Genomic DNA, 25394 nt, shown 5'->3' with positions numbered 1-25394 from the left:
GGTGCGTGCGGCCCGCAGGTCGCGGGGCCGTCCCACCATCGTAGTCCGATCGTGACCTTCCGTGTCACAGTGGTCACAAGGCCTGATCAGGGGCTACGGCGACGGCGGCCGCGCCGGAGCGGCAACGGTCAGTCCTCGACGACCCGAGAGTGCTCGAGGTCACGCGGCTCGGCAACGGACCGGATCTCGACGTGGGCCTGCTCGATCAGCGAGACCGTGGCACCGCGCCCGCGGACCGTCGAGAGCGCGCCGCCCGGGATCTCGAGCGCGACCTGCATCGTCTGGGGATCGCCGATCGCACGTAGCACGTACGGCGAGGAGATCGTCGTCCCGTCGACGACAAGACCGCCGGTCGACCGGATCACGTACGAGGTGGCCGTCAGCCGCACCCCGCCGATCTCGATCGCCTCCGCGCCCGCGTTCCGCAGCTCCTGGATCATCGTCACCATCGTCTGCCCGCGCATCGCGTCGCCCGGGTCCGTCACCGTGATCTCGACACCCGGTCCCGCCGCAGGGACAGTTCCGGCGAGCACCCCCTGCGTCCCGGCGAGCTCCGCCGCGGCGTCGGCGGCCGCCTGGGACGAGTCCGCCGCCGACCGCAGCCCGTCCAGCTCCTCCTGCAGCCGGTCCTGCTCCTCCACGAGGTCGATGTTCCGCCGGTCGAGATCGTCGAGCAGACGGACGAGGTCGTCCTGACGCAGGGCGGCGAGCGGGTCCTCCTGCGTGTGCCGGACCTGTGCCACGAGCGCGACGCCGAGCAGCGCGCACAGGACCACCACGAGCAGGTCCGACGCCCGGCCCTGCCACCACGGTCGGGCACGGGAGTCGGGACGTTCGTCGTCGTCGGACCCGTCCTCGGGGAGCCGGTCGTCCTCGGGGACGGCGGCGTCGTCTGACCCGTCGTCGGGGATCCGGTCGTCCTCGGGGACGGCGGCGTCGTCGGGCGCCACGTCCTCCGCGCGGCCCGCCGGGTCGTCGTCCCGCACGCCGGTCACGCCTTGAAGATGTGGCGTCTGATCGCCGCCACGTTGGAGAAGATCCGGATCCCGAGGACGACGACGATCGCGGTCGTCATCTGTCCCCCGACGCCGAGCTGGTCGCCGACGTACACGAGGAACGCGGCCACGACGGTGTTGAACAGGAACGAGGTGATGAAGACCTGGTCGTCGAAGACGCCCTGGAGGCGGGCCCGCAGACCGCCGAGGAGCGCGTCCATCGCTGCGACGACTGCGATCGGCAGGTAGGGCACGAGCCAGGTGGGGACCGTGGGGTCGAGGACGAGGCCGATCACGATGCCGATCGCGAGTCCGACGATGGCGAGCACTACCGGTCCCCCTCGTCCGACGTGATGTCCGCCGCCCCGATCGGGACCGCGAAGCTCGTGGACCGCGGGGCGACCGCCGGCAGGGTCGCCGACTCGAGTTCCGCGTAGCTGACGCCGATGTCGTAGCGGTCGGCCAGCTCGTTCAGGTGGCTACCGGCGGTTCCCGCGTCCAGGGCCTCGCGCAGCTCGCCCGGGTCCCCGAGCGCGACGATCTCGTACGGCGAGCTCGTCGCCTCGAGGTTGACGAGGATCGCGCGACCGGCGGCGCGCACGGCGGTCGTCGAGGCGAGCCTGCGTCCGTCGACGCCGACCCCCTCCGCACCGGCTGCCCACAACCCGTTGACCACGGCCTGGATGTCGGTGTCGCGCACTCGCCCGTCGTCGGCCCCAGGGACACCGGAGGCCGAGTCCTCGGAGTCGGACAGCACGATCTGCAGCGCAGGTCCTTCGAGGGCGTACTGGGCCGAGCCATCGAGCGCCGCCCGCGCGGCCTCCCCCAGCTCGGACGGGGCGTCGGCCACCACGTCCTCGCGCAGCAGCTCGACCTCGGACGCGAGCTCCTCGTTGCCCCGCGCCAGGGCGTCCGCCGCCTCCTCGGCACCCTGGATCTGCGCGGCGAGCTCGGCGCGCACGGGGTCCCGCCCCTCCTCCGGCACGGCGAGCTCGCGTCCGGCGACGACGAGCCCGACGCCGAGCGCCAGCACCGTTCCCCAGGTGGCTGCACGGAGCGCGGGCGGCCGGCCGGTGCCCTCCCGCTCGCGGCGTTCCGACGCGGCGGCGTACCCGGCGTCGAGCGGGTGATCGATGAGCGCCCGGAGAGGGGACTCCCACGACCTGGGGCGCGGCTCCTGCCGACGACCCTCGTTCCCCTTCGCCATGCGGTCACTGTAGGTGTGCAGGTCTCCAGGGCCGCCGCACCGCGCCGCCGTGTCGCCGCGCCACCGGGCCGTGCCGCTGGCACCCTTGGCGGATGGAGCTCCTCGCGGCGTCGGGGCTCGCGCTCGCCGCGGGCCTCAACGCCTACATCCCGCTCGTCGCCCTCGGCGTCCTCGGCCGGTTCACCGACCTGCTCACGCTGCCCGACGGATGGGCGTGGCTCGAGAGCTGGCCGGCGCTCCTCGTCCTCGGCGCGCTCCTCGTCATCGAGGAGGTCGCCGACAAGATCCCTGCCGTCGACTCGGTCAACGACGTGCTGCAGACCGTCGTCCGACCGACCTCCGGCGGGATCGCGTTCAGCGCGGGCGTCGGGAGCGTGACGCCCGCGATCGAGGACCCGGCCCGGCTCGCGGAGGGCGGTGCGTGGGTGCCGATCGCCGCCGGAGTCCTTCTCGCGCTGATCGTGCACGGCGGCAAGTCGCTGTCCCGGCCACTGCTCAACGTCGGCACCGCCGGGGCGGCGGCACCGGTGGCGTCGACGGCCGAGGACGCCACCTCGCTCGCTCTCGTGGCCTCGGCGATCCTCCTGCCTGTCGCGGTGGGGGTGCTCGTCGTCGTCGTGCTGGTGCTCGGGGTGCTGGCCGTGCGGCGCTACGGCCGACGCCGTCGTGCCCGCCGATCTGCCGACCCCGCGGGTGGACCCGAGGTGATCGACGTGCCGAGCGTCGAGGTCGATCCGCGCTAGCCCGACCCACGTTCGGTCGAGCGGCGCTAGCCCGATCTGCGATCGGTCGACCGCTGGCTACCGGATCCGTCGTCGCTCGACCGACGACCGCTCGAACCCAGGCCACCAGGTCCCTCGCCTGTCACCCGCCGCCTCGACGCGCGCCCGCCCGCGCCCCGGTAGGTCCACCACCGCACGACCGCCTCGAACGGTCCGCGCCGGCCGGTCGGTCCGAGCGCCACCGCGACGACGAGGCCGAGCACCCACGCGCCCACGGCCACCAGCGCGGCAGACATCGTGGAGATGTCACGTCCGAGTGCGATCGGACCCCACGGGACGAGCACGACGACGAACACCGCCGTCTGCAGCAGGTACCCGCTCATCGACATCCGGCCCAGCGACCTGATCATGCCGGACGCGTGCCCGTCGCGTCGGCGGTCGTGTCGCGCGTGGCTCGCTCGCGCGTGGCTCGCTCGCGTGTGGTCGTCTCGTGCGCGGGCGACGCGCGTGTGGTCGTCGCGCGTGTGACTGGCTCGTGCGTGACCGTCTCGCGCGCGTTCGGACCGACCCGCCGCGAGGAGACCGAACAGCGCCGCGTACCCGATGCCGCCCGCGTAGCCACCGACGCCGTGGAGCAGGGCCATCACCGGCGCCACGGCCGGCGACGGAGCCGGGAGTGCACCGGCCGCGACGAGGGCGTACCAGGCGCCCAGCACGATCGCGGCACCGAGGCCGACGACGGCGCACCGGGCCAGGGGGCCGCGGTGCTCGTCCGGGCGGTCGAGCAGTCCGTGCCGGGCGGCGAGGACACCGAGCGGCACGGTCACGCTCACGCCGAGAGCGTTGGACAGGACGCCCCCCGGCGGCCAGGCGGTGAGGTGCTCGGTGACAGCGGTCCCCCAGCTCGTCGTCATCGGCGCGACCTGGCCGACGAACGTCCCGGCACCCGCAAGGAGCAGAAGGATGACGATGCCGCCGATCGCCGACCACGCCACGAGCGCCTGGTCGCGGCCACGCACCATCGCTCCTGGCAACAGGAGCAGGAGGACGCCGTACGCCGCGATGATCTCCCCGGGGAAGAAGAGGATCCCGTGCACGGCGCCGACGGCCAGGAGCAGGACGGACCGACGCCGAAGGATCGAGACGACGGCGTCGGCGCTCCAGCCCCGGTCGAGACGGCGAGAGGCCAGCTGCCAGACGCCGTACCCGAAGAGCAGGCCGAACAGAGGGTAGGCGCGTCCGTCGACGAGGAGAAGCTGGACCAGTGCCACGGCGTCGTCAAGAGCGGAGGTCCCGTCGGGGTCCGGGTAGCCCCTCAGGCCCTGGGTCGGGACGTCGACGAACGCCCGGACGTTGGCGAGGGCGATGAGCAGGAGCATCGCGCCACGAGCGAGGTCCGGGGCGAGGGACCGCTCGGCGAGCGGCGTCGGGCCGAGGGGCTGGGCCATGACGGAATCGTCGCAGAAGGTCCTCTCACGTCCACACCTGGGTCGACCGGTGCGGTCATCTGTGGTCTTGGTACTTATATGGCGGGGTTCTGTCGGTGCTGGGTGACGGTGCGATCAAGCAAGGGGCCATCACGCCACTGTCCCGGAGGACGCGTTTAGAGACCGAAGGCTCCTCCACTGACGAGGATGACGACGCCAAGGCCGATCAGGACGATCGGGAACAGGACGTGTTCCCAGCGTTCGAGGACTTCGGCGATCGGTCGGCGGGTGGCGATGAACTTGGCCAGCATCACGAGGACCGCGACGAGCAGGAGGAAGACGACGCAGTAGGCGACCACGGCCGCGGGTCCCACGTTGAGGAAGACCGGGACGTAGACGCCGATGTTGTCTCCTCCGTTGGCGAAGGTGACCGCGGCGACGGTCCAGACACCGACGTTCTTGCCCTCGACCTTGGCATCGTCGTCGTCGTCATCGCCCCCGCGCCATGCCCGCCACGCGGCCCACAGTCCCAGGGCCAGGGGTATGAGCCCGAAGTACGGGATGGCTTCCCGGGGAAGAAACGCTCCCGCGCCCAGCGACACGAGTACGGCGGCGCCCAGGATGCCCGCGAAGCCCAGGTACTGGCCTGCGGTGATCCGGGCCGTTGTCCCGCGTTGCCCCGCACCACGGGCGAAGAACAGCGAGAGCACGATGATGTCGTCGATGTTGGTGGCAATGAACAGGCCGATCGCCTGCAGGACCGAGGACAGGATCACGCGTCAGTCCCGGCGTTGGCGCACCCGGGAACCGGGCAGGCAGGATCGATGCAGGGAGCGTTCTCGTTCACCGCGAGGGTGACCTCGACCAGCGCGCGGAGTGCCCGCGTCAGGTGCGGGTCGACGATCTCGTAACGTGTCTGGCGGCCCTCGGGCTCGGCGACCACGATGCCGCAGTCGCGCAGGCACGCCAGATGGTTCGACACGTTCGAGCGCGTCAGCCCGAGGTCGCGTGCCAGCTCTGCCGGATAGGCCGGCCGTTCCAGCAACGTCATGAGGAGCCGTGACCGTGTTGGGTCGGCCAGTGCCCGGCCCAACCGGTTCATCGCGTCCAGACGAGTAGCAATGGTCAGCATGCGCTGAACTATACAGCATCGACTGAACCAGCAGCCCTGTGCCGTAAACGAGCTTTTCTAGGCAGACCGTGAGCGCCCGTCAGGAGCGCACTGTGGTTCGTAGCCACAATCTCCTCGCAGGGCGCGCCGAGCACATTCCCCGGCTCGGGCCCGTTCATCTTCGATTCGTGCCGGGCTTGGCCTTGCTGGCGATGTGCGCGTTGTAATCAGTCACGGCCTGGTCCACGTCCAGCCCGTCGGCCAACGCCTTCTTTGCACGCTCTAGCGCGATGTTGCTCAGTCCTTGGAACTGAACATGACCGTTGGCAGTCCGCTTCTCTCTGTAGCACTTGGCGTCCGCCCGGAGGCCAAGAGCATGAATCACCGCTAGCCCCTGGTGCCGAGTCAGTCCCAGTTTCTCTCCAAGCTTGCTCAACTTGAGTGAGTAGCGGTCGAACGTGTCCACCTCCCGGTAAGCGATGGCCTCCTCTCCGTCCTGCGCGGGGCGGGCGGCTAGATCGCCCCGTTTGGGGTCGATCTTCAAGCTAATTTCCTGGACCTGGTCTGACGGACGCGGTCCTCCCACGAGCCGCAGCCCGACGACACCGGGAAAGACGGCCTCCCAGTTTTCTTGGTCCTTGACCGCACGGAGAGTTAGACTGACGTCGGCCTCGGTCGGTGGCTCCGTCTCCCCGCGAACAGCTCGATCCAGTGCCATCAGCGGGAGCAGCCGAGCCCGCGCATCTGCAGTCCGCCGCCGGCCCGGACGAAGGAGCTCTGCGATGTGCTCGAATTCTTTCCCTACAACGAGGCCCACCTCCGTAGGAGGGCTCGCCGAGACTGGGAGGACTCGCCCGGGCATCACATCGGTGAGGTCCTGACCCGTTAGACCGAGGAGCACCTTCCGGAAGATCGTTACCGCTGATCGAAGATGGAGCCACAGCACGTCATCGCTCATGGAGATGACGTCATGGGTGGCGGCGTCCCGATCTTCCTTCAGGGCGAGCAGCACCACGCGATCTCCCGCGTCGATGATGCCGAGGGAGGTCTCGGCCACGGTCACGCACTTGCCGAGGTCGAATGAGCGGTCGCTCCCGGAGAACCTGACCTTTCGACGCTCATCATAGATTGCAGCTTTCAAGAGCATCTCGAAAGCGTGCGCTGTCATCATCACGGTCGCGTGCTCCCTGCCCGCAGGGCTCGGTCGATTGAAGAGTTCGATGGCGAGCGTCAGTGACTCGACAGCGGCGGCGACGTACTGGCGTGTCTTGCGGGCGGGCACGAATCAGGGCCGAACTGATAGGCGATGCTGGCGAGCACTGTCCAGCAGGGAGTTGTCCATCACATCCTGAGGCTACTTTCATGGTGAAGCCGACAGTGGGAGGCACACGACCACGCCTCACACTTGGGTCGGGTCAAGCAGCTCGTCCAGGCACAGCGCTTGAGTGCACGACGTGAGGACCGCCGGAGTGCGGGGTGACGAGGGGTATGACACGGGCTGGACCCTGCCCGCGCGCCTGCCGCGTGGCCCATAGCATGCGAGGCAGGAGAACAACACCTCATGGAGAAGGGGCGGGAGCATGCCGTCAGGACGCCGCAGGTCCGAAGGCTCGACGACCCGTGGCGCATTGGCGTTGGTCGCGGACACAACCAAGGACGCAACCGGCGGTGCGTTAACGCCGGTCCCGGACGCGTTCTCCCTCTTCGAGGGCGACGTCAGGCACGCATACTCACAGTGGCCAACGCCGACCACGATCATCAGCGATGGAGCGTACGGCGTACGTGGATTCCACGGTGACACCGTGGATGCCACGGATCTGGTGGACTGGTATCGAGAGCACATCAAGGAGTGGTCGAACGCAGCCACGCCAGGCACGACGCTTTGGTTCTGGGGCACCGAGGTCGGTTGGGCGACCGTACACGCCGAGCTTGACAGGCAAGGCTGGGACTATGTGCAAACGATCATTTGGGACAAGGGACTTTCGCACATCGCGGGGAACGTCAATGGCAAGACGATCCGTCAGTTCCCGGTTGTGACCGAGGTGTGTGTCCTCTATCTGAACCGCCCTGGATCTCCTGGAGGGTGCTGATCTAGCAAGGGAGACTGATCCCCATGTCAGCACCGAGGAGATACGACGGTGAGTTCCGGGAGCGGGCGGTGCGGATGTACCGCGAGAAGCTCGGCGAGGGCACCGAGTCGAAGCTGGGAGCCCGCAAGCACGTCGGCTCGCTCCTGGACGTGAACCCCGCAACGCTGCGGAACTGGATCGAGGAGGCCGAGCACGCCAGCGGCGCCCGGCCCGCGACCACTCGCTCGAGTGAGTCCGAGGAGGTCCGCGCGTTGAAGAAGCGCGTGGCCGAACTCGAGCGGGCGAACGAGATCCTCAAGACCGCGTCAGCGTTTTTCGCTCAGGCGGAGCTCGACCGCCGACTCAAGTGATCGTGGCCTACATCGACACCTACAGGGACCGGTTCGGCGTCGAGCCGATCTGCGCCGTGCTGTCCGTGCACGGGATAAAGATCGCGCCGTCCACCTACTACGCCCACAAAGCCCGTCCTGTGAGCCAGGCGCTGTTGGAGGAGGCCTACCTCGTCAACGCGCTGGTGACGCTGCACCGGGAGAACTGGGGCGTGTACGGGGTGCGCAAGCTCTGGCATGCCGCCCGCCGCGCCGGCTTCGATGTTGGGCGCGACCAGGTCGCCCGGCTCATGGCCATCGCCGGGATCACCGGCGCAGTGCGGGGACGACACCGCACCACCACGACTCGGCGGTCGGCCCAGGCGCCACGTCACCCCGACCTGGTCAAGCGCGGCTGGCACGTGCCTACTGCGACCGACCAGCTGTGGGTGGCCGACTTCTCCTACGTGTGGACGCTGACCGGGTTCGTCTACGTCGCCTTCGTCGTGGACGTCTACTCCCGCCGGATCCTGGGCTGGCGAGTCGCAACGAGCATGCGGACCTTCCTGGTCACCGACGCCCTACGTCAGGCGATCGACGTGCGTCACCGCGCCGGAGCCCACTGGGAACACGGCCGGCTCGTCCACCACTCCGATGCCGGGTCGCAATACGTATCGCTGGCGCTGACCGCCGAGTTGGCCCAGGCCGGCATCGCCGGATCCATCGGCACCGTCGGCGACGCACTGGACAACGCGCTGTGCGAGTCGACGATCGGACTGTTCAAGACCGAGGCGATCAACGACGGCGGCCCGACCTGGAAGAACCACGCCGAGGTCGAGTGGCAAGTCGCCCGCTGGGTCCACTGGTACAACCACGACCGCCTCCACTCCTCAATCGGGCAGCTGCCACCCGTTGAGTTCGAACACGCTCACCGGCAGGCTACGACCGTGACCCCCGAACCGGAGGTCGCGTAACCAACCACCCTCCGGAAGATCCAGGGCGGTTCAGGGTCAGGCGAGCCGAAGGTCTGTGAGGCACGTGGCCCCGTCGTCGGCGGTGGAGAAGTCCGACGTACCCGTCAAGCCGTCATAGGTGATCTCGATGGTTCCTTCGACGTCGCGCGGCAACCAGAAGCCTGCGAAGCCGTTGTCGAAGGTGGTCACCTCGTCGTTGACGAGCTCTTCACCGCTTGCTTGGTCCAGGATCCGCACCTGGATGTCCTGGCCGGTGAGTTCCCCCTGGCAGGTGGTGAGACTGTGGTAGTAGCAGTCGTGCGTCTGGTTCACGTATGGGGCCACGGAGAGGTAAAACAGGTCGTCAGGCATGTCCAGGGCGAGGTCCTGCTCGCCGTCGGAGAACAGCAGTTCCTCGGACCGGATGGATGCCATGTAGCTGGTGGGGCGTTCTTGACCGCCCAGTCGGTCGAGATGGTCGATCATTTCCGGGACTTCCATCCCGTCCAGGCCGTGGGCGGCGAGAAACTCTCCTTCAGCGCCCTCCACGGACTGCTCGTCGCTGGTGTCTGCGGTCGAGCAGCCAGCCAGTATCAGTACCAACGCCGGGATCGTTGCGGCAAGTCTTTTCACGTTGTTTCTCCTGTCTGACGGTGCTGGCTGATCGGACCGGACGGCTCCATGACCTGGCGGGTGCCCGGCACACGGTAGGCAACCGTTGCGCAGGTGGATCTAGGTACTTCGTCCCGGGCTCGGTCATGTTTCATCAGGGGGTGCTGAAGAGTCTGTGTCGGCACAAGAGATGCCCGGTCATACCAGGGTTTGAAAGTTGGCGACCAGGCCCTGTAGGTATCCCGAGAGCCAACTCCACACCCCGGTGACCATGGCGAGCCCGAGGAGCACGAGCAAGCCGCCGCCGAGCCGTTGGAAGAGGCGGCGGTGGCGGCGCAGGACGTCCAGCGCTCGGCGCGAGCGGGACAGCAGCATCGCCCCAGCGACAAACGGGATGCCAAGGCCGAGGCTGTAGGCCAGCACGAGGATTCCGCCGCGGGTGGGGTCGGCTTCGCTGAACGCCAAGCTCAGGACGGCGGCCAAGGTCGGTCCCATGCACGGCGCCCAGCCCAACCCGAAGACGACGCCGAGCAGCGGGGCTCCCCAGACGCCTTGACGCGGGGCCAGGCGTAGGCGTCGGTCGCTTTGCAGCATGGGGATGTACCCCATGAATGCCAGCCCCATGAGCACGACCAGCGCGCCAAGGATTCGCGTGATCGTCTCCACCCACGGGGCCAGCAGGATCCCGAGCCAGGCGAACACCACGCCGAGCAGCACGAACACAGCGGTGAAACCGGCGACGAAGAGCAGTGCACCGGTGAGCAGTCGCCCGTCGCGCACCTTCGTACGTTGCGTCCCTCCGCCGTGCCCGCCATGTGTCGTCGCTCCGGCCATTCCGCTGAGGTAGCCGACGTAGCCAGGCAGGAGGGGCAGCACGCAGGGGGAGGCGAAGGAGATGAAGCCGGCGATCAAGGCGACCGGGAGTGCGGCGAGCATCGGCCCGGTGAGAACCGTGTCGGCGAAGGCGGCCCCGAGTTGGTCCCAGACCATGGCTGTCACGCCTCCTCAGCGAGCGTGTCGTCAATGAGGCCGCGCAGAACGGTCGGATCGATCTGTCCCATGACGCGTGCGGCCACGCGCCCCTGCTGGTCCAGGACCACTGTGGTGGGCATGGCCTGGAGCGGCACGAGTCCCTGGAAGGCGGCGACGGCGGCAGCTCCGCTGTCGTGCACCGAGGGGTAAGGAACCTCGAAGGTCCGCTCGAAGGCTTGAGCGGTCGCGACGTCGTCGCGCGGATTGATCCCCAGCATCTCTACACCCTGGGGGGCATAGTCCTCGTAGATCGCGCCCAGATCGTCGGCTTCCGCCCGGCACGGCGGGCAGGCGGCATACCAGAAATTCACCACCACCACCTCACCGCGCGTGTCGTTCACGTCGACCTCCGCACCGTCATAGGTCACCCCGACCAGGTCGATGGGAGCGTCACGCTGCTCGGGTTCCCACAGCTCCAGCGAACCGTCACCCGAGACGTAACCCGTATCAATGCTGAGGTCTGAGTTGGCACCGGGTGCCGAGGCGCAGCCTGCCAGTGCCATCACCGATGCCAAGCGGGCCGCAACAAACCACCGGTCCACCGGACCTCGACGCCTGTTGTTGGAATTCACGCCTTTCACCCTTTCAAGGGCCCTTTGGGGCTCACGTGCCACTGCCTGCACGAGGCGGGTCATCGAACCGTCCGACCTCATAGTCCTACAACTTCTCCTACGCGTGTTGTTCAGAAGTCTTTTTCGCGCATCGCTACCGATGAGCTGGATCCCATCTGGTCTGCGCGAAAGTTGTCAATTCGACCCGCGCTTCCAACGCCACACCATAGGCCTGGCCCGAACGTTGGCGACCTACGACGCCCGTCCGGTGAGACTCCATGAAGAATCGATGAAGATTCACCGCAAACACTGGCATCCAACCCTCACCTCTGCTCGTCCCCGGCTAACGTCGACGCGGCGTCGAGCACGCGGTGGGCAACTCTGCCAGCAAATCTAATGAGCCGGCCGGCCGAAGGTGCTCTTCTTGCCGGCCCGTCCTGCTGACCCGGCGCCCGACTCGAACTGATCTGGAGAAAGAAACCATGAAATTGAGGACTCGGTTTACGGCAGTTGCGGGCGGAACCGTTCTGGCATTGACGCTTGCCGCATGCGGCAGCGGTGACCAAGATGCAACGACTTCAGCCCCGGCCGGGGACGATAGCTCGGAGACAACCACAGAGAGCACGCTGCAGCCGGAGGTATCCGAGATGCACAACGACGCAGACGTGAACTTTGCCCAGATGATGATCGTCCATCACGAGGGTGCTATCGAGATGGCTGACGTAGCGGTGGAACGTGCCGCCAGTGAGGAGGTGCGCACGCTCGCTGAAGGGATCGCCGCAGCCCAGGGGCCCGAAATCACACAGATGACCTCCTGGCTGGAGGCCTGGGGACAGGAGACCTCTCCGGCCGGTGACGGCGGCATGGACCACGGCGGCATGGAGATGGAAGGGCTGACCCAGGAGGAAGCCATGGTCGAGCTGGAGTCGGTGCCGGACGCCGAGTTCGAACTCCGCTTCCTGGAACTGATGATCGCGCACCATCGCGGCGCGGTGGACATGGCCGAGACCGAACTGGACGACGGAGAGAACCCCGAAGCGCTCGCCCTCGCCCAGACGATGATCGACGACCAGCAAGCGGAGATCACCGAGATGGAAGACATGCTCGAGAGTCGTTGATGCCCAACGGACCCGGGGCAGCACTCATGAGGGCTCGCTCGAGGCTGAGACCCAGCCGCACGGCCACGCGCCGAGAGCCCCGCCACACGATTCCCCCACCCGGTACGGGGGCCGCCTCGCGGCGTCAGGGGAAGTTCTGCAGTGCGCCGGATGTCAACCGCGGGACGTGAGCCTGCGCACATGTCCTCGACCCCTAGAAGGTCACGCTTTACTATCGCTCAGGTTACGTTCCGATAACGAGGAGTCCTCCCGACGTGTTTGCACCCCCGCGCGGCCGCCACGCACGGCACCGCACCCTTGCCCCCCGGGTCGCCACCGCGCTCCTGACGGTCGCCGCGGCGACGTCGGTCGCCACGAGTGCCCAGGCCACCGACACCACCGGTGGAGTCCGCACCGTCACCCCGAGCATCCGCACCGACGTCGGCTGGCAGAACCAGGTGGCCAACGCGATCGCCGCCCAGACCAACGCCTACCGCGCGGCCAACGGGCTGTCCCAGCTCACGCGCAGCGGCTCGATCGACTCGGTCGCCCAGTCGTGGTCCAACCACCAGGCGAGCATCGGCTCGATGGTCCACCGCGGCGACTACGGAGCCTCGGCCGTCCCCGGCGGCTCCACCGGCACCATGGAGATCCTGTCCTGGGGCATGTACCCCGACCACGGGGCGGACTACTTCATGAGCCAGTGGCGCAACTCCCCGGTGCACAACAACATCCTGCTCACCGGTTCGTACACGCACTTCGGCGTCGGCGTGGCCGTCTCGGCCGACGGTCGCGTCTTCGCGACGCAGAACTTCGCGACCTACCCGGGCGGCGGCCCGGGCGGCTCCACGCCCGCTCCCGCCGAGCCCGCGCCGGCGGAGCCTGCTCCCGAGCCGGAGCCGGAGCCGCAGGCCGAGCCGCAGCCGGATGCACAGGCCGAGGCCCAGGCGCAGGCCGAGGCCCAGGCCGCACGGACCGACGACGCAGCCTCGCGCGACACCGCCCGCACGGAGCCGGAGCCCGAGCCGGTCCGCCCGCCCGGGACCCCGCGCTTCCTGCTGTCGGACGAGCTCGCCGGCGACGCCGTGCACAACTTCCTCTACGGCGTCGAGGGCGACGAGATCTTCGTCGGCGACTACGACGGCGACGGCACCGACACGATCACGGTGCGCCGCGGCAACGAGCTGCACATCACCGACACCCTGGGTACCGGCCCGGCGGAGCGCGTCGTCGAGCTCGGGGCTGGCGACGGCCACGAGATCGTTCAGGGCGATTTCGACGGCGACGGCACCGACACGTTCGCGGTGCGCCACGGCAACGTCCTGCACATCATCAACGACCTCGAGAACCCCGGCGAGATCGAGCTCGCGGCCTTCGGCGCCGACGGCGACACGCTCCTCGTCGGCGACTGGGACGGCGACGGCACCGACACGTTCGGCGTCCGCCGCGGCACCGACGTCGTCTACACGAACGACCCGACCGGCGCGAGCGTCGACGGCGAGTTCTCCCTCGGCGAGGCGACCGACCTCGTCCTCGTGGGCGACTGGGACGGCGACGGCGCGGACAGCCTCGCCCTCCAGCGCGGCGCCGACTTCTTCGTCAGCAACGAGAACGCGGACGGCGCCGAGGTCGAGGAGACCCGGTACGGCCACGACGGCGACACCGCCGTCTTCGGCGACTTCGACGGCGACGGTTCGGACAGCCTCGGCGTCGTCCGCATCGAGCAGACCCGCTGACCCGGCCCCCCGGCTGCATCAGCACGACCCGACGGGGTCACCGGTCCCACCCTGGACCGGTGACCCCGTCGCCGCCCGGCCCGGACCAGCCAGCCGCGCGAACGACGTCGGTCGATCTGATCGACGGGTGCGACCCGGAGATTCGCACGATCGCGAACGGGTGAGCCACCGGGAGGCGATGCTCGTGCTTCACGATGAGGCCATGGCTCCGCACGCTTCCCCTGACGCGAATCTGCCGCGAGTTCTCGTCGTGGACGACGAGGCGCCATTGGCGCGACTGGTAGCGAGCTACCTGGAACGTGACGGCTTCGAGGTCGAGGTCACCGGTGACGGGAACGACGCGATCGAGCTCGCGCGGCGATGGCACCCCGGCGTGATCGTCCTCGACCTGGGCCTCCCGGGCATCGACGGCATCGAGATCTGCGGGATCGTGCGCACCTTCTCCGACTGTTACATCATTATGCTCACCGCCCGCGTCGAAGAGATCGACAAGCTCCTCGGTCTGTCGGTGGGGGCCGATGACTACATGACCAAGCCGTTCAGCCCGCGAGAGCTCGTCGCCCGGGTGCGGGCGATGCTGCGCCGCCCGCGCCAGGACTCGGGCGACACCCGTCGCTCGGCGTCGTTCGGGCCGCTGACGGTGGACGTCGTAGGCCGGGAGGTGTTCCTCGCCGAGCATCCGGTGGAACTGACCCGCACGGAGTTCGACGTCCTGTCCGCGCTCGCGACCCGCCCACACATGGCTTTTTCCCGGCGCGAGCTGATCGAGGCGGTATGGGGCGCAGGTTGGGGCGGCGACGAGCACCTCGTCGACGTGCACATCGGACATCTCCGGCAGAAGCTCGGTGACAAGGCATCCGCGCCGAAGTTCATCCGGACAGTTCGTGGGATCGGTTACCGCATGGGGCCGGGCTCGTGAGCAACGCCCGGCCGGGGCCATGGGGCTTGGGTGCTCGCCTGCTTGCGGCGAGCGTGGCGGTCATCCTCGTGGCGGCGGGCACCGCGTGGGTGGTCGCCTCAGCCATCGGGCCGGTGATCTTCCACGACCACATGCTCATGGCCGAGCCGGCAGAGGCAGATGTCGTCACCCACGCCGAGCAGGCCTTCACCACTGCGTCGACGCTGGCCCTTTCCCTCGCTCTGCTCGCCGGCCTCCTGACATCGGTCGTGGTGAGCGTGCTCGTCACCCGGCGGATCGCCAGGTCGCTGGACCGGGTGCGGCACGCGGCGGCGAAGGTAGCGAACGGAGACTACGCGGCCCGTGTCCCCGCGGTGCACATGGGGTCCGAGTTCGACGATCTCGCGGCGGCGTTCAACACCATGGCCACCGATCTGGGGCAGATCGAGCAGACACGCACGCGGATGCTCGGGGACCTGGCCCACGAGATGCGCACCCCTGTGGCAACCCTGGACGGCTACCTCGAGGGCATGATCGACGGCGTTGTCCAGGCGGACGAACCAACCTTGGGCATGCTGCGCGAGCAGGCCGGTCGGCTCTCCCGCCTGGCACATGACATCACCCTGGTCACCATGGCTGGCGAGGGACGGTTGAGCATGCGGCTAGAACCACTTGTCGTCGGAGACCTCCTCGACGACGTCCGCGCGCAGACCCAGGCGAGGTACGCGGACAAGGGTGTCCACCTGCACCTCAGCGGCACCGACAGCGACCGACGCACCACCATCGTGGCCGACCGTGACCGGCTCGGACAGGTGCTGACGAACCTCCTCGACAACGCGTTACGACACACACCCGGTCACGGGCGGGTGGAGCTGGGCGTCCAACGCGACGTGCCCGTCCTCCGGTTGTGGGTCAAGGACAACGGCGACGGAATCACCGCTGAGCACCTGCCGCACATCTTCGAACGCTTCTACCGGGCCGACGCCGCCCGCGACCGCGCACACGGCGGATCAGGGATCGGGCTCGCCATCGTCCGATCCATCGTCGAAGCCCACAGCGGCACCGTGACCGCGACCAACCCCGGCCCGGGCGCCCTGTTCACCATCGACCTGCCTATGAACCACCCTCAGCCCGCGTAGGGCACAGTGGGAAACGTTCAGACGGCTCGACAGTGCGCGGCACTGAGCGGTACAGAGGGCAACTCATCGTCCGGTCGGGCCGGATACGTACGACTGTGGGACGTTGATCTTCGTTCGCTGGGATCAGCGGTGCTGCTCAGTGACTTCGTCGAGAAGCCCGCGCCCGCGCCCGCGCCGATGATGCCCACCCGTGAGCGTTCATCATGTGCTTCCGGGCTGCGCAGCGTTCGCAAAAGCCGGCAGCAGGATGGCGTCGATGAACCAGGGGGCGTCCTCGGCGTTGAGCCGCCCGGCTCGCACTTCCTCGGCCGCCCCGTTGATCACGACGTGGGTAGTGGCCAGGAGCCAGCTGACCGGAAGGTCAGCGCGAAAGGCGCCTTCGTGCTGACCACGCTCGAGCAGGTCGCGCATGCGGGCTTCGGCCTTCTCGTGGTGTTCGCGGATGCGGGCTGCAGGCAGTTCCTTCTGCGCCGCAGCCAGCACGGCCCTCGCCTGGTCCACGAGCACCCAGCTGGAGGCGACGAGCCGCTGGAACGCCTTACGGGCGTCACCGTCCAGTGACACCGCGCGCAGGACCTCCTCACCGCGTTCGAGGCTGTCGATGAGTGCAGCCTCGATGAGTTCGGTACGGGTCGCGAAGTGCCCGTACAGCGTCATGCGGCCCACCCCCGCCTCGGCAGCGATGTCGGCCACCGAGGCGTCGGGGTGCTCGCGGATCGCAGTGACGACCGCCGCCAGGATCTTCGCTCGGTTGCGTTGCGCGTCGGCCCGCTGGTTGGCCGCGCGGCGGTCACCTGCTGCGGGCGCTTGCTGGGGCCCGTCGTTCGTCAGGGGCTTCTTGGCCGCCATGCTCCACCTCAGTACTCGTACGGGAATGTATGAGATAGTCTAACCGCTGCATCTCGTACACACATGATTGAGTTGCGTGGGCGAAGCGCAGAACCCATGGGCACCGTCGAGTAGAAGGAGATCGATGATGACTGCGACACAACACGAGCAAGTAGGCGAAGGGGCCCACCCCAAGCGCTGGCTGGCGCTGGGCCTGTTGGGCACGGCCCAATTCATGTTGATCCTCGACGTCACGGTCGTGGCGATCGCCCTGCCGCAGATGGGACTGGACCTGAACCTGTCACGCGAGGCGATGACCTGGGTGGTGGCCGCGTACACAGTGACCTTCGGCAGTCTGATGCTCCTGGGTGGGCGCAGCGCCGATCTGTTCGGCTCCAAACCGATCGTCTATACCGGGCTGTTCATCTTCACCGCCGGGTCGCTGCTGGCCGGACTGTCCGAGAGCGGCGGCGTCCTGCTCGGCGGCCGAGTCGCGCAGGGCCTGGGTGCAGCGCTGCTCTCACCCGCCGCCCTGTCCGTGGTGGTGCGGCTGTTCACCGGCGACGAGCGCAACCGCGCCCTGGGCATCTGGTCCGCCCTCGGCGGTGGCGGCGCGGCGGTCGGCGTGTTGCTCGGCGGCCTGATCACCGCGGGGCCGGGCTGGCCATGGGTGTTCTTCATCAACATCCCCGTCGGCCTCATCGTGCTGGCAGGCCTGCTGTGGGTGCTCCCACCACTGCCACCTGGCGCCGGCCCGCGGCCATCACTCGACATACTCGGCGCGCTACTGGTCACCGCCGCCACCGGATCGGCGATCTACGCCCTGACCGTGGCTGGTGAGCTCGGTTGGACCAGTCCACAGACTCTTATCGCTGCGGGGGCGGCCGTTGTGCTCTATCTGCTGTTCGGGTGGCGACAGAAGACCGCTGCATCCCCGCTGATGAATCTCAGCCTGCTGGGCCGACGATCTGTGGGTGCCGGGGTTTTCGTGATCCTGATCGCCACCGCGCTGATGGTCGCGGTGTTCTTCCTGGGCACCTTCTACTTCCAGCAGTTCGCCGGACATGGCCCTCTCACAACCGGCTTGCTGTTCCTGCCGATCGCACTGGCCACGATGACAGGTGCCAATCTCGGCGGACGCCTTATCGCCCGCCTGGGAGCGCGCTCCCTGGGAGCTGTCGGCATGCTCATCGCAGCCATCGGCCTGATGGTGCCCGCCTTGTGGCCCACAACCGTGGCGACCACGATCGGCATCAGCTTCGGAGCCTTCGGTATCGGCGCACTGTTCGTCGTCGCCGCGGCCACGGCGCTGGGACAGATCGGCCCGGAGGAGGCCGGCATCGCCTCGGGCCTGCTGAGCACCTTCCACGAATTCGGCGCCTCGGTCGGCGTCGCCACAGTCTCCAGCATCGCAGCCCTCAGCCTCGCCACCGACGGTGGCACCGCAGGCTTCCAACAGGCCTTCACGGCCGCCGCCATCGCCGCAGTGGTTGCCGCCGTGATCTCAACGATCGCGATTCCGCGACAACCCGCTCGAACCTAAGCCGCGAGCCTCGCCCCTGTCTGTGGGCTCACCACTTGCATCAGATACCCCTACCCGGTATAAGTAGTGATACCCCCCCTGAGGTATCTCTGAAGGAGAAGGACATGACCACTACGTCCACATACACCGTGACCGGCATGAGCTGCGGCCACTGCGAGGGCGCGATCCGCGCCGAGGTATCGCAGATCGCCGGAGTCCAGGACATCGAGGTCAGCGCGGCCACGGGCCGCTTAGCCGTCACAACGAACGACCCGGCGGACGATGCCGCAGTGATCGCCGCGGTCGACGAGGCCGGCTACCAGGCCACCCCCAGCTGATATGCGAGCCCCGGCACGGCTCGGTTTGTACGGGCTGCTCCTCGTGTCCGTGTTCGCCGTGGCATTCGTCACGGCGGGCGCGGTCATCCCCGAGCAGACCGTGCAGAGCTGGACAGAAGAGACGGAACAAACCGATCACGCAGGGGAACAAGACATGGGCACCGGCGGCCACGAGACACACACCGACGATGCGTCCTCACTGGGTCTCGGCGTCGCGCAGGACGGCTACCGGCTCACCGGGGTCACCGCTCCCGCGGAGACCGGCACCGACGGCGACCTGTCACTGATCGTCACGGGACCCGCCGGGGACCCGGTCACCGACTTCGAGCTGGAGCACGAGAGGGAGTTGCACCTGATCGCGGTCCGCGCTGATGGGCAGCACTTCCACCACGTCCACCCCGAGATGAACGCGGATGGCACCTGGTCGATCCCCTGGCAGTGGGATGCAGCCGGCTCCTACCGCGTGTTTGCCGACTTCGTGCCCGCCGAGGCCGGCGAGGGCATCACCCTGTCGACCTCGGTCCAGGTCGCCGGCAACTACGCCCCAGCACCGGCCGAGCCTGCCACCACGACCACGGTGGATGGCTACGAGGTCAGCGTGACCGGCGACCTGGTGGCAGGCACATCGACCGAGCTGACGATGACCATCACCCGTGACGGGCAGCCGGTCACCGAGCTGGAGCCGTACCTGGGGGCCTTCGGGCACCTGGTGGCGCTGCGTGAGGGCGATCTGGCCTACCTGCACGTCCACCCGCACGGCGATGAGCCCCAGCCGGGCCAGACATCGGGACCGGAGATCGTGTTCGAGGCCACCGCACCGACCCCGGGACGGTACCTGCTCTACCTCGACTTCCAGGTCGCCGGACAGGTCCACACCGCACCGCTGGTGCTGGATACCACCCGCGACGCCGGGACAGACCACGGCGAGGCCGAACAGTCGGACAACACCGATGAGCACGAGGAGGGAGGCGGCCATGACCACGACTGAGAACACCACCGGCGCCAACAGCGTCGAACTGCAGATCGGTGGCATGACCTGCGCCTCGTGTGCGAACCGGATCGAGAAGAAACTCAACAAGCTCGACGGGATCACCGCCAGCGTCAACTACGCCACCGAGAAGGCCAGCGTGACCGGGCCGGAGGGCCTGGACCCGCAGACGCTGATCGCCGAGGTGGAGAAGACCGGCTACACCGCCGCCCTCCCCACCCCCACGAAAAGGGCCGGTGACGCACCGGGCAGCGAGGCCGAATCGGCCGAGGACGCCGAACTGCGCTCGCTGCGCGAACGGCTCATCGGTTCGGCGGTCCTGGCTGTCCCGGTGATCGCGATGGCGATGATCCCGGCACTCCAGTTCGACTACTGGGGCTTCGCCTCGCTCGTGCTGGCCGCCCCGGTGGTGGTGTGGGCCGGCTGGCCCTTCCACAAGGCAGCCTGGACCAACCTGCGCCATGGTGCGGCGACGATGGACACCCTGATCTCGGTGGGCACCACCGCAGCCCTGGTGTGGTCGATCATCGCGCTGTTCTTCGGCACCGCAGGCCAACCCGGGGTGGTCCACCCGTTCGAGTTCACCATCTCCCGCGGTGATGGTCTCGGGCACATCTACCTGGAGGTCGCAGCCGGGGTGATCACCTTCATCCTGCTGGGGCGCTACTTCGAGAAGCGCTCCAAGCGCCGAGCCGGTGCCGCCCTGCGGGCGCTGCTGGAACTCGGCGCGAAGGAGGTCTCGGTCCTGCGCGACGGCCGGGAACAGCGGGTGCCAATCGAGGAGCTCTCCGTCGGTGACGAGTTCATCGTCCGCCCAGGGGAGAAGATCGCCACCGACGGGGTCATCGCCTCGGGCAACAGCGCCATCGATGCCTCCATGCTCACCGGAGAATCCGTACCGGTCGAAGTGACCGAGGGCGATCCGGTCACCGGTGCGACGGTCAACGCCGGGGGCCGACTGGTCGTGCGGACAACCCGTGTCGGCTCCGATACCCAGCTGGCGCAGATGGCCAAGATGGTCGAGGACGCCCAGTCCGGCAAAGCCGAGATCCAGCGGCTGGCCGATCGGGTCTCCGGCGTGTTCGTCCCGATCGCGATCGCGATCGCCATCGCCACGCTCGGAGCCTGGATCGGCGCCGGTTTCCCCGTCAGTGCGGGCTTCACCGCCGCGGTGGCGGTGCTGATCATCGCCTGCCCCTGCGCCCTGGGGCTGGCCACCCCGACCGCCCTGCTGGTCGGCACCGGGCGGGGGGCGCAGATGGGCGTGCTGATCAAAGGTCCCGAGACTCTGGAGTCCACGCGCCGGGTCGACACGATCGTGCTGGACAAGACCGGCACCGTCACCACCGGCAAGATGACCCTGGACGACGTGATCGTCGCCGAGGGAGTGGATCGTACCGAGCTGTTGCGACTGGCCGGCGGCCTGGAGGATGCCTCCGAGCATCCCATCGCTCAGGCGATCGCCGCTGGAGCTACCGCCGAGGTCGGCGACCTGCCCACGCCGGAGTCCTTCGAGAACGTCGAGGGCCTCGGTGTCCAGGGTGTCGTCGACGGGCACACCGTCCTCGCCGGCCGCGAGGTCTTGCTGCGCGACTGGTCACAGCACCTCGACGAAAATCTGCGGTCGGCCAAGCAGGCCGCCGAGGCGCAGGGCAAGACCGCGATCGCGGTCGGCTGGGATGGTCGGGCACGCGGCGTGCTGGTCGTGGCCGATCAGGTCAAGCCCACCAGTGCCGAAGCGATCGCCCAGTTCAAAGAACTCGGTCTCACGCCGGTGCTGCTCACCGGGGACAACCAGAGCGTGGCCGAGCAGGTCGCCTCGGAGGTCGGCATCGAGTCGGTCATCGCCGAAGTCCTGCCCAAGGACAAGGTCGATGTCGTGGCCCGCCTCCAAGACGAGGGCAAGGTCGTCGCGATGGTCGGCGACGGCGTCAACGACGCTCCCGCCCTGGCCCAGGCCGACCTCGGCCTGGCGATGGGCACCGGCACCGACGTCGCGATCGAGGCCGCCGACATCACCCTCGTCCGCGGTGACCTCCGAGCCGCGGCGGACGCGATCCGCCTTTCCCGGCGCACGCTGGGCACGATCAAGACCAACCTGTTCTGGGCCTTCGCCTACAACACCGCTGCCATCCCGCTGGCGGCCTTCGGTCTGCTCAACCCGATGCTCGCCGGGGCGGCCATGGCCCTGTCCAGCGTGTTCGTCGTCAGCAACAGCCTGCGCCTGCGGACCTTCACCGCCCGGGCCGATGACAGTGCGCCAGCTCCCACACGAGCACCGGCTGAGCGTGAACCCGTCCACGTCTGACACCGGCATCAACACCACAGGAAAGGAACACACGATGACCGCACATGAGCACCACAACCACCACGAAACACCGCAGGGCGGAGGGTGCCACAGCCACCAGCCCACGACGGAGAGCCTGGCCAGCGTCGGGGCCGACGAGATCACCGAGTGCCCCGTGATGGTCGGCACCGCGGTGATCAAGTCCGAGGCCGAGGAAGCCGGACTCGCCCGCGACTACAACGGGCAGCGGTACTGGCTGTGCTGCGCCTCCTGCGGGCCGCTCTTCGACGCCGCCCCCGAACGCTACGTCGCCGCATAAGCACATTCGACCGGTCCCGCTCGCCCCGACCCCAGTCTGGGGTGAGCGGGACCGCCGCCCCGGAGAACCAGGAACGGTCAGGGGCGCAGGAAGGAGAAACCAGCATGAGCCAGGACCACCCGACAGCGTCACAGACCGCGACGCACGACGGCCAGGCGCACGACCACAGCACGCACGATGCACACGACCAGGGCACGCATGACAGTCATGCAGGTCACCACGACCACGCGGATCACGAAGCCCCCGGGGGTCACGCCGGGCATGCCGGGCACGGAGACCACGTCGGTCAGTTCCGGCGCCTGTTCTGGATCATGCTCGTCCTCGCCGTGCCCGTCGTTGGGTTCAACGACATGTTCGCCGACCTCATCGGCTACCAGCTGCCCGAGGCCGAATGGGTCTGGTGGGTCTCGCCGATCCTGGGCACGGTCATGTACTTCTGGGGCGGCTGGCCGTTCCTGACCGGTGCCGTCAGCGAGATCCGCTCCCGCAAGCCCGGCATGATGCTGCTCATCGGCCTGGCCATCACGGTGGCGTTCATCGCGTCCTGGGGCGCGAGCCTGCGAATCTTGGACCATGAGCTGAACTTCTGGTGGGAACTGGCCCTGCTGGTGGTCATCATGCTGCTGGGCCACTGGATCGAGATGCGGTCCCTGGCCCAGACCACGTCCGCCCTCGACTCGCTAGCAGCGCTCCTTCCGGATGAGGCCGAGAAGGTCGACGGCGATCAGGTCGTGAAGGTCGCTCCCGGCGACCTCATCGTCGGCGACGTGGTCATCGTCCGCCCGGGCGCCGCGGTGCCCGCCGATGGGAGGATCGTCGACGGGTCGGCGAGCATGGACGAGTCCATGGTCACCGGCGAGTCCAAGTCGGTCCGGCGCGAGTCCGGTGAGCAGGTTGTCGCCGGCACCGTGGCAACCGACTCCGGGCTGCGCGTCGAGGTCACCGCCATCGGTGACGACACCGCCTTGGCGGGCATCCAGAAGCTCGTCGCCGACGCCCAGGCGTCGTCCTCGCGCGCGCAGCGGATCGCCGACACCGCCGCCGGCTGGCTGTTCTGGTTTGCCCTCGGCGCCGCATTGATCACCGCGGTCGTCTGGAGTCTTATCGGGCTTCCGGAATCTGCGGTCGTGCGCACCGTCACCGTGCTCGTGATCGCCTGCCCGCACGCGCTGGGTCTGGCGATCCCGCTCGTGGTGTCCATCGCCACCGAGCGTGCGGCCCGCGGCGGCGTGCTGATCAAGGACCGGCTCGCCCTGGAATCGATGCGCACCGTGGATGCTGTGCTGTTCGACAAGACCGGCACGCTGACCAAGGGTGAGCCCACTGTGACCGCCATCGAACCTGCCGGTAGCCGCAGTGCCGACGATGTGCTGGCATTGGCCGCAGCGGCGGAATCCGACAGCGAGCACCCCCTGGCCAAGGCCATCATCGGCGCAGCCGGTGCCCGCGAGCTTCCAGTCGCGAAGGCGCGCGACTTCTCCTCCTCCCCGGCGGTCGGGGTAAAGGCGACCATCGATAGCTCGGTGGTCGAGGTCGGCGGCCCCTACCTGCTCGACCAGCACGGGCTGAACGAGTTGGCCATCGTTGACCAGTGGCGGGAGGAGGGCGCGATCATCCTCCACGTCCTGGCCGACGGTGAGGTCATCGGTGCGCTGCGGCTGGCCGATGAGATCCGCCCGGAATCCCGCGATGCTGTAGACGCCCTGCACGCTGCGGGCGCTCAGGTGGTGATGATCACCGGTGACGCCCAGGCCGTCGCGGACACGGTCGCGAAGGAACTCGGCATCGACCGGGTCTTCGCCGGAGTGCGGCCCGAGGACAAGGCTGCCAAGGTCGCCGAACTCCAGGACGAAGGCAGGAAGGTCGCCATGGTCGGCGACGGCGTCAACGACGCCCCTGCTCTCGCCCAGGCCGACGTCGGCATCGCCATCGGTGCCGGCACCGACGTCGCCATCGGCTCCGCCGGAGTCATCCTGGCCTCCTCCGACCCGCGCTCGGTGCTCTCCGTCATCGAACTCTCCCGCGCCAGCTACCGGAAGATGAAGCAGAACCTGTGGTGGGCCGCCGGTTACAACCTGATCTCGGTGCCCCTGGCCGCCGGCATGCTCGCACCGATCGGGTTCGTGTTACCGATGAGCATCGGCGCGATCCTGATGTCGGTCTCGACCGTCGTCGTCGCGCTCAACGCCCAGCTGCTCCGCCGTCTCGACCTCACTCCCGCGGCCAGCACGGCCAAGATCCTTGACCAGGCCACGTCCGAATGAGCACCCATCTGCTGCCGCAGCGGATACCGCACGAATCAGGAGAAGACACGATGGACACCATCACCACGCCAGCAATCGAAGCTGACCATGGCTATATCAGTGACAAGGACCGCTACCTTGCCCGGCTCAAGCGCATCGAGGGACAAGCCCGCGGCATCCACCGCATGATCGATGAGGACACCTACTGCATCGACATCCTCACCCAGATCAGCGCCGTCACCTCCGCTTTGGAGAACGTCGCCCTCGCCCTCTTGGACGACCACCTCACGCACTGCGTCGTCGGAGCCGCCAAGGCTGGCGGTCCGGAAGCCGACGAGAAGATCAAGGAAGCCTCCGCGGCCATCACTCGCCTCGTGAAGTCCTGAGGAGGCAGTCATGGGTAGGACGCGAAGGGCGCTCAGCCGGGTGCATGAATGGCGTGATGACCTCGAGGCATGGCTGGACCACCACAACCAGCACCGACGCTCGGCGTGCGGAAGCCAGCCGCCCTTCGCGCGATTGATCAACGTCCCCGAGCAGCACAACGAGTAGCCCCACCGCAGCCGCCTACCCTCGTCTTGTTGGGGTACACCCAACCGAGCAGCACCACCACGACCAAGCGAGCGTCAGCAACTCGAGCGAACCTGGTTGACCCACGGTTCAATCTACTCGAAGCCGCAGCCGCGCAGGCGACCGCACAGGAAGCGCTGGTCCAGACCGAGCTCGACTACGCAGCAGCACACAAGGCCGCCCTGGCCGGCGGATGGTCAACCGGAGAACTCCGCAAAGCGGGCCTTCCCACGCCACCCACGACGCGCTCGCGCCGCACGCGACGACCGTCCAACGCGCCCGCAGCAACCAGACCCGCGAACAATGGGAACCACGCGTAGGCCCCTCGACGGTGCGCCGCGCCGCCCTGGCTGCTCCCCCTGGCACGGACGATGCCGACCGCGTCGCATTCAGCGCCCCTGGTCGTTGCCACTCCCACGAC

General features: G+C 68.3%; 25 protein-coding genes and 1 other annotated feature. Of the genes, 14 read left to right on the top strand and 11 right to left on the bottom strand.

From position 1 onward, the window contains the following. Positions 1 to 128: 128 nt before the first annotated feature. The 3 genes from AC24FB_RS14970 to AC24FB_RS14960 are packed head-to-tail and all read right to left on the bottom strand — an operon-like array spanning position 129 to position 2202. Positions 129 to 995 carry a DUF881 domain-containing protein gene (locus tag AC24FB_RS14970; protein WP_425713434.1) on the bottom strand — a complete coding sequence of 289 codons (867 nt, stop codon included), beginning with the start codon at positions 993 to 995 and terminating at the stop codon, positions 129 to 131. Beyond that, entirely contained in the window at positions 992 to 1324 is a 333-nt protein-coding gene (locus tag AC24FB_RS14965; protein ID WP_425713433.1) for a small basic family protein, read from the bottom strand. The genes AC24FB_RS14970 and AC24FB_RS14965 overlap by 4 nt, the downstream gene beginning before the upstream one ends. After that, positions 1324 to 2202 carry a DUF881 domain-containing protein gene (locus tag AC24FB_RS14960; RefSeq protein WP_425713432.1) on the bottom strand — a complete coding sequence of 293 codons (879 nt, stop codon included), beginning with the start codon at positions 2200 to 2202 and terminating at the stop codon, positions 1324 to 1326. The genes AC24FB_RS14965 and AC24FB_RS14960 overlap by 1 nt, the downstream gene beginning before the upstream one ends. A gap of 92 nt (positions 2203 to 2294) precedes the next feature. Here AC24FB_RS14960 and AC24FB_RS14955 point away from each other — a divergent pair, with 92 nt between their 5' ends. Next, positions 2295 to 2945 (top strand): DUF4126 domain-containing protein, encoded by a 651-nt coding sequence (locus AC24FB_RS14955; RefSeq protein ID WP_425713431.1) that lies wholly within the window; start codon positions 2295 to 2297, stop codon positions 2943 to 2945. A gap of 26 nt (positions 2946 to 2971) precedes the next feature. On the opposite strand, the gene AC24FB_RS14950 is transcribed toward AC24FB_RS14955, so the two are convergent. From AC24FB_RS14950 to AC24FB_RS14935, 4 genes are all read right to left on the bottom strand, one after another. Next, entirely contained in the window at positions 2972 to 4372 is a 1401-nt protein-coding gene (locus AC24FB_RS14950) for a DUF418 domain-containing protein (RefSeq protein WP_425713430.1), read from the bottom strand. A gap of 155 nt (positions 4373 to 4527) precedes the next feature. Next, complete coding sequence (locus AC24FB_RS14945) at positions 4528 to 5127, bottom strand: cadmium resistance transporter (protein ID WP_425713429.1); 600 nt, start codon at positions 5125 to 5127, stop codon at positions 4528 to 4530. Continuing rightward, on the bottom strand, positions 5124 to 5483 hold the full coding sequence (cmtR, locus tag AC24FB_RS14940; protein ID WP_425713428.1) for a Cd(II)/Pb(II)-sensing metalloregulatory transcriptional regulator CmtR: 360 nt from the start codon (positions 5481 to 5483) through the stop codon (positions 5124 to 5126). The genes AC24FB_RS14945 and cmtR overlap by 4 nt, the downstream gene beginning before the upstream one ends. 154 nt (positions 5484 to 5637) lie before the next feature. Continuing rightward, positions 5638 to 6744 (bottom strand): DUF3644 domain-containing protein, encoded by a 1107-nt coding sequence (locus AC24FB_RS14935; RefSeq protein WP_425713427.1) that lies wholly within the window; start codon positions 6742 to 6744, stop codon positions 5638 to 5640. Positions 6745 to 7042: 298 nt separating this feature from the next. Here AC24FB_RS14935 and AC24FB_RS14930 point away from each other — a divergent pair, with 298 nt between their 5' ends. Both AC24FB_RS14930 and AC24FB_RS14925 read left to right on the top strand, forming a co-directional pair. Further along, the gene (locus tag AC24FB_RS14930) at positions 7043 to 7552 is read left to right on the top strand and encodes a hypothetical protein (protein WP_425713426.1); all 510 of its coding nucleotides are present in this window, start codon (positions 7043 to 7045) and stop codon (positions 7550 to 7552) included. Between the two features lie 23 nt (positions 7553 to 7575). Then, positions 7576 to 8834 (top strand): IS3 family transposase gene (locus AC24FB_RS14925; protein WP_425713425.1). Its coding sequence is split into 2 segments (ribosomal slippage): positions 7576 to 7870 and positions 7870 to 8834, totalling 1260 coding nucleotides; the frame shifts between segments, so codons are not numbered across the junction. Continuing rightward, positions 7860 to 7991 (top strand) — a sequence feature (AL1L pseudoknot). (Overlaps the previous gene by 132 nt.) Positions 8835 to 8870: 36 nt before the next feature. On the opposite strand, the gene AC24FB_RS14920 is transcribed toward AC24FB_RS14925, so the two are convergent. The 3 genes from AC24FB_RS14920 to AC24FB_RS14910 all read right to left on the bottom strand — a co-directional run bounded on the left by AC24FB_RS14920 (position 8871) and on the right by AC24FB_RS14910 (position 11029). Then, positions 8871 to 9446 (bottom strand): CueP family metal-binding protein, encoded by a 576-nt coding sequence (locus tag AC24FB_RS14920; RefSeq protein WP_425713424.1) that lies wholly within the window; start codon positions 9444 to 9446, stop codon positions 8871 to 8873. A gap of 177 nt (positions 9447 to 9623) precedes the next feature. Then, positions 9624 to 10415 carry a cytochrome c biogenesis CcdA family protein gene (locus tag AC24FB_RS14915; protein ID WP_425713498.1) on the bottom strand — a complete coding sequence of 264 codons (792 nt, stop codon included), beginning with the start codon at positions 10413 to 10415 and terminating at the stop codon, positions 9624 to 9626. A gap of 5 nt (positions 10416 to 10420) precedes the next feature. After that, positions 10421 to 11029 (bottom strand): TlpA family protein disulfide reductase, encoded by a 609-nt coding sequence (locus AC24FB_RS14910; protein ID WP_425713423.1) that lies wholly within the window; start codon positions 11027 to 11029, stop codon positions 10421 to 10423. 626 nt (positions 11030 to 11655) lie between these two features. Between AC24FB_RS14910 and AC24FB_RS14905 the strand changes: the two genes are divergently transcribed. The 4 genes from AC24FB_RS14905 (at position 11656) to AC24FB_RS14890 (ending at position 15878) form a co-directional block, all read left to right on the top strand. Then, on the top strand, positions 11656 to 12126 hold the full coding sequence (locus AC24FB_RS14905; protein ID WP_425713422.1) for a DUF305 domain-containing protein: 471 nt from the start codon (positions 11656 to 11658) through the stop codon (positions 12124 to 12126). A gap of 254 nt (positions 12127 to 12380) precedes the next feature. Continuing rightward, positions 12381 to 13841, top strand: coding sequence for a CAP domain-containing protein (locus tag AC24FB_RS14900; protein ID WP_425713421.1), 1461 nt, complete (start codon positions 12381 to 12383; stop codon positions 13839 to 13841). 202 nt (positions 13842 to 14043) lie between these two features. Next, positions 14044 to 14760, top strand: a complete 717-nt coding sequence (locus AC24FB_RS14895) for a response regulator (RefSeq protein WP_425713497.1) — start codon at positions 14044 to 14046, stop codon at positions 14758 to 14760. Next, positions 14757 to 15878, top strand: coding sequence for a HAMP domain-containing sensor histidine kinase (locus tag AC24FB_RS14890; RefSeq protein ID WP_425713420.1), 1122 nt, complete (start codon positions 14757 to 14759; stop codon positions 15876 to 15878). Before AC24FB_RS14895 ends, AC24FB_RS14890 begins: the two co-directional genes overlap by 4 nt. 201 nt (positions 15879 to 16079) lie before the next feature. Here the strand turns inward: AC24FB_RS14890 and AC24FB_RS14885 are convergent, their stop codons facing one another. Further along, the gene (locus AC24FB_RS14885) at positions 16080 to 16727 is read right to left on the bottom strand and encodes a TetR/AcrR family transcriptional regulator (protein WP_425713419.1); all 648 of its coding nucleotides are present in this window, start codon (positions 16725 to 16727) and stop codon (positions 16080 to 16082) included. Between the two features lie 127 nt (positions 16728 to 16854). On the opposite strand from AC24FB_RS14885, the gene AC24FB_RS14880 reads away from it, so the two are divergent. The 7 genes from AC24FB_RS14880 to AC24FB_RS14850 all read left to right on the top strand — a co-directional run bounded on the left by AC24FB_RS14880 (position 16855) and on the right by AC24FB_RS14850 (position 24789). After that, complete coding sequence (locus AC24FB_RS14880; protein ID WP_487561494.1) at positions 16855 to 18249, top strand: MFS transporter; 1395 nt, start codon at positions 16855 to 16857, stop codon at positions 18247 to 18249. A 104-nt stretch (positions 18250 to 18353) separates the two neighbouring features. Further along, positions 18354 to 18566 (top strand): heavy-metal-associated domain-containing protein, encoded by a 213-nt coding sequence (locus AC24FB_RS14875; RefSeq protein ID WP_425710216.1) that lies wholly within the window; start codon positions 18354 to 18356, stop codon positions 18564 to 18566. A 1-nt stretch (position 18567) separates the two neighbouring features. Next, on the top strand, positions 18568 to 19554 hold the full coding sequence (locus tag AC24FB_RS14870; RefSeq protein ID WP_463654374.1) for a heavy-metal-associated domain-containing protein: 987 nt from the start codon (positions 18568 to 18570) through the stop codon (positions 19552 to 19554). Next, positions 19541 to 21862: a heavy metal translocating P-type ATPase gene (locus AC24FB_RS14865; protein ID WP_425713416.1), complete on the top strand. Its 2322-nt coding sequence runs from the start codon at positions 19541 to 19543 to the stop codon at positions 21860 to 21862. Before AC24FB_RS14870 ends, AC24FB_RS14865 begins: the two co-directional genes overlap by 14 nt. A 34-nt stretch (positions 21863 to 21896) precedes the next feature. Next, positions 21897 to 22160, top strand: a complete 264-nt coding sequence (locus AC24FB_RS14860) for a hypothetical protein (protein WP_425713415.1) — start codon at positions 21897 to 21899, stop codon at positions 22158 to 22160. 104 nt (positions 22161 to 22264) lie between these two features. Then, positions 22265 to 24424, top strand: a complete 2160-nt coding sequence (locus AC24FB_RS14855) for a heavy metal translocating P-type ATPase (RefSeq protein ID WP_425713414.1) — start codon at positions 22265 to 22267, stop codon at positions 24422 to 24424. A 50-nt stretch (positions 24425 to 24474) separates the two neighbouring features. Next, positions 24475 to 24789 carry a metal-sensitive transcriptional regulator gene (locus AC24FB_RS14850; protein WP_425713413.1) on the top strand — a complete coding sequence of 105 codons (315 nt, stop codon included), beginning with the start codon at positions 24475 to 24477 and terminating at the stop codon, positions 24787 to 24789. Positions 24790 to 25394 lie beyond the last annotated feature (605 nt).

This window comes from Georgenia sp. Z1344 (assembly GCF_057652375.1).
Note: the sequence above shows the minus strand (reverse complement) of the source record. Positions and strands in the feature narration are given on the sequence as shown.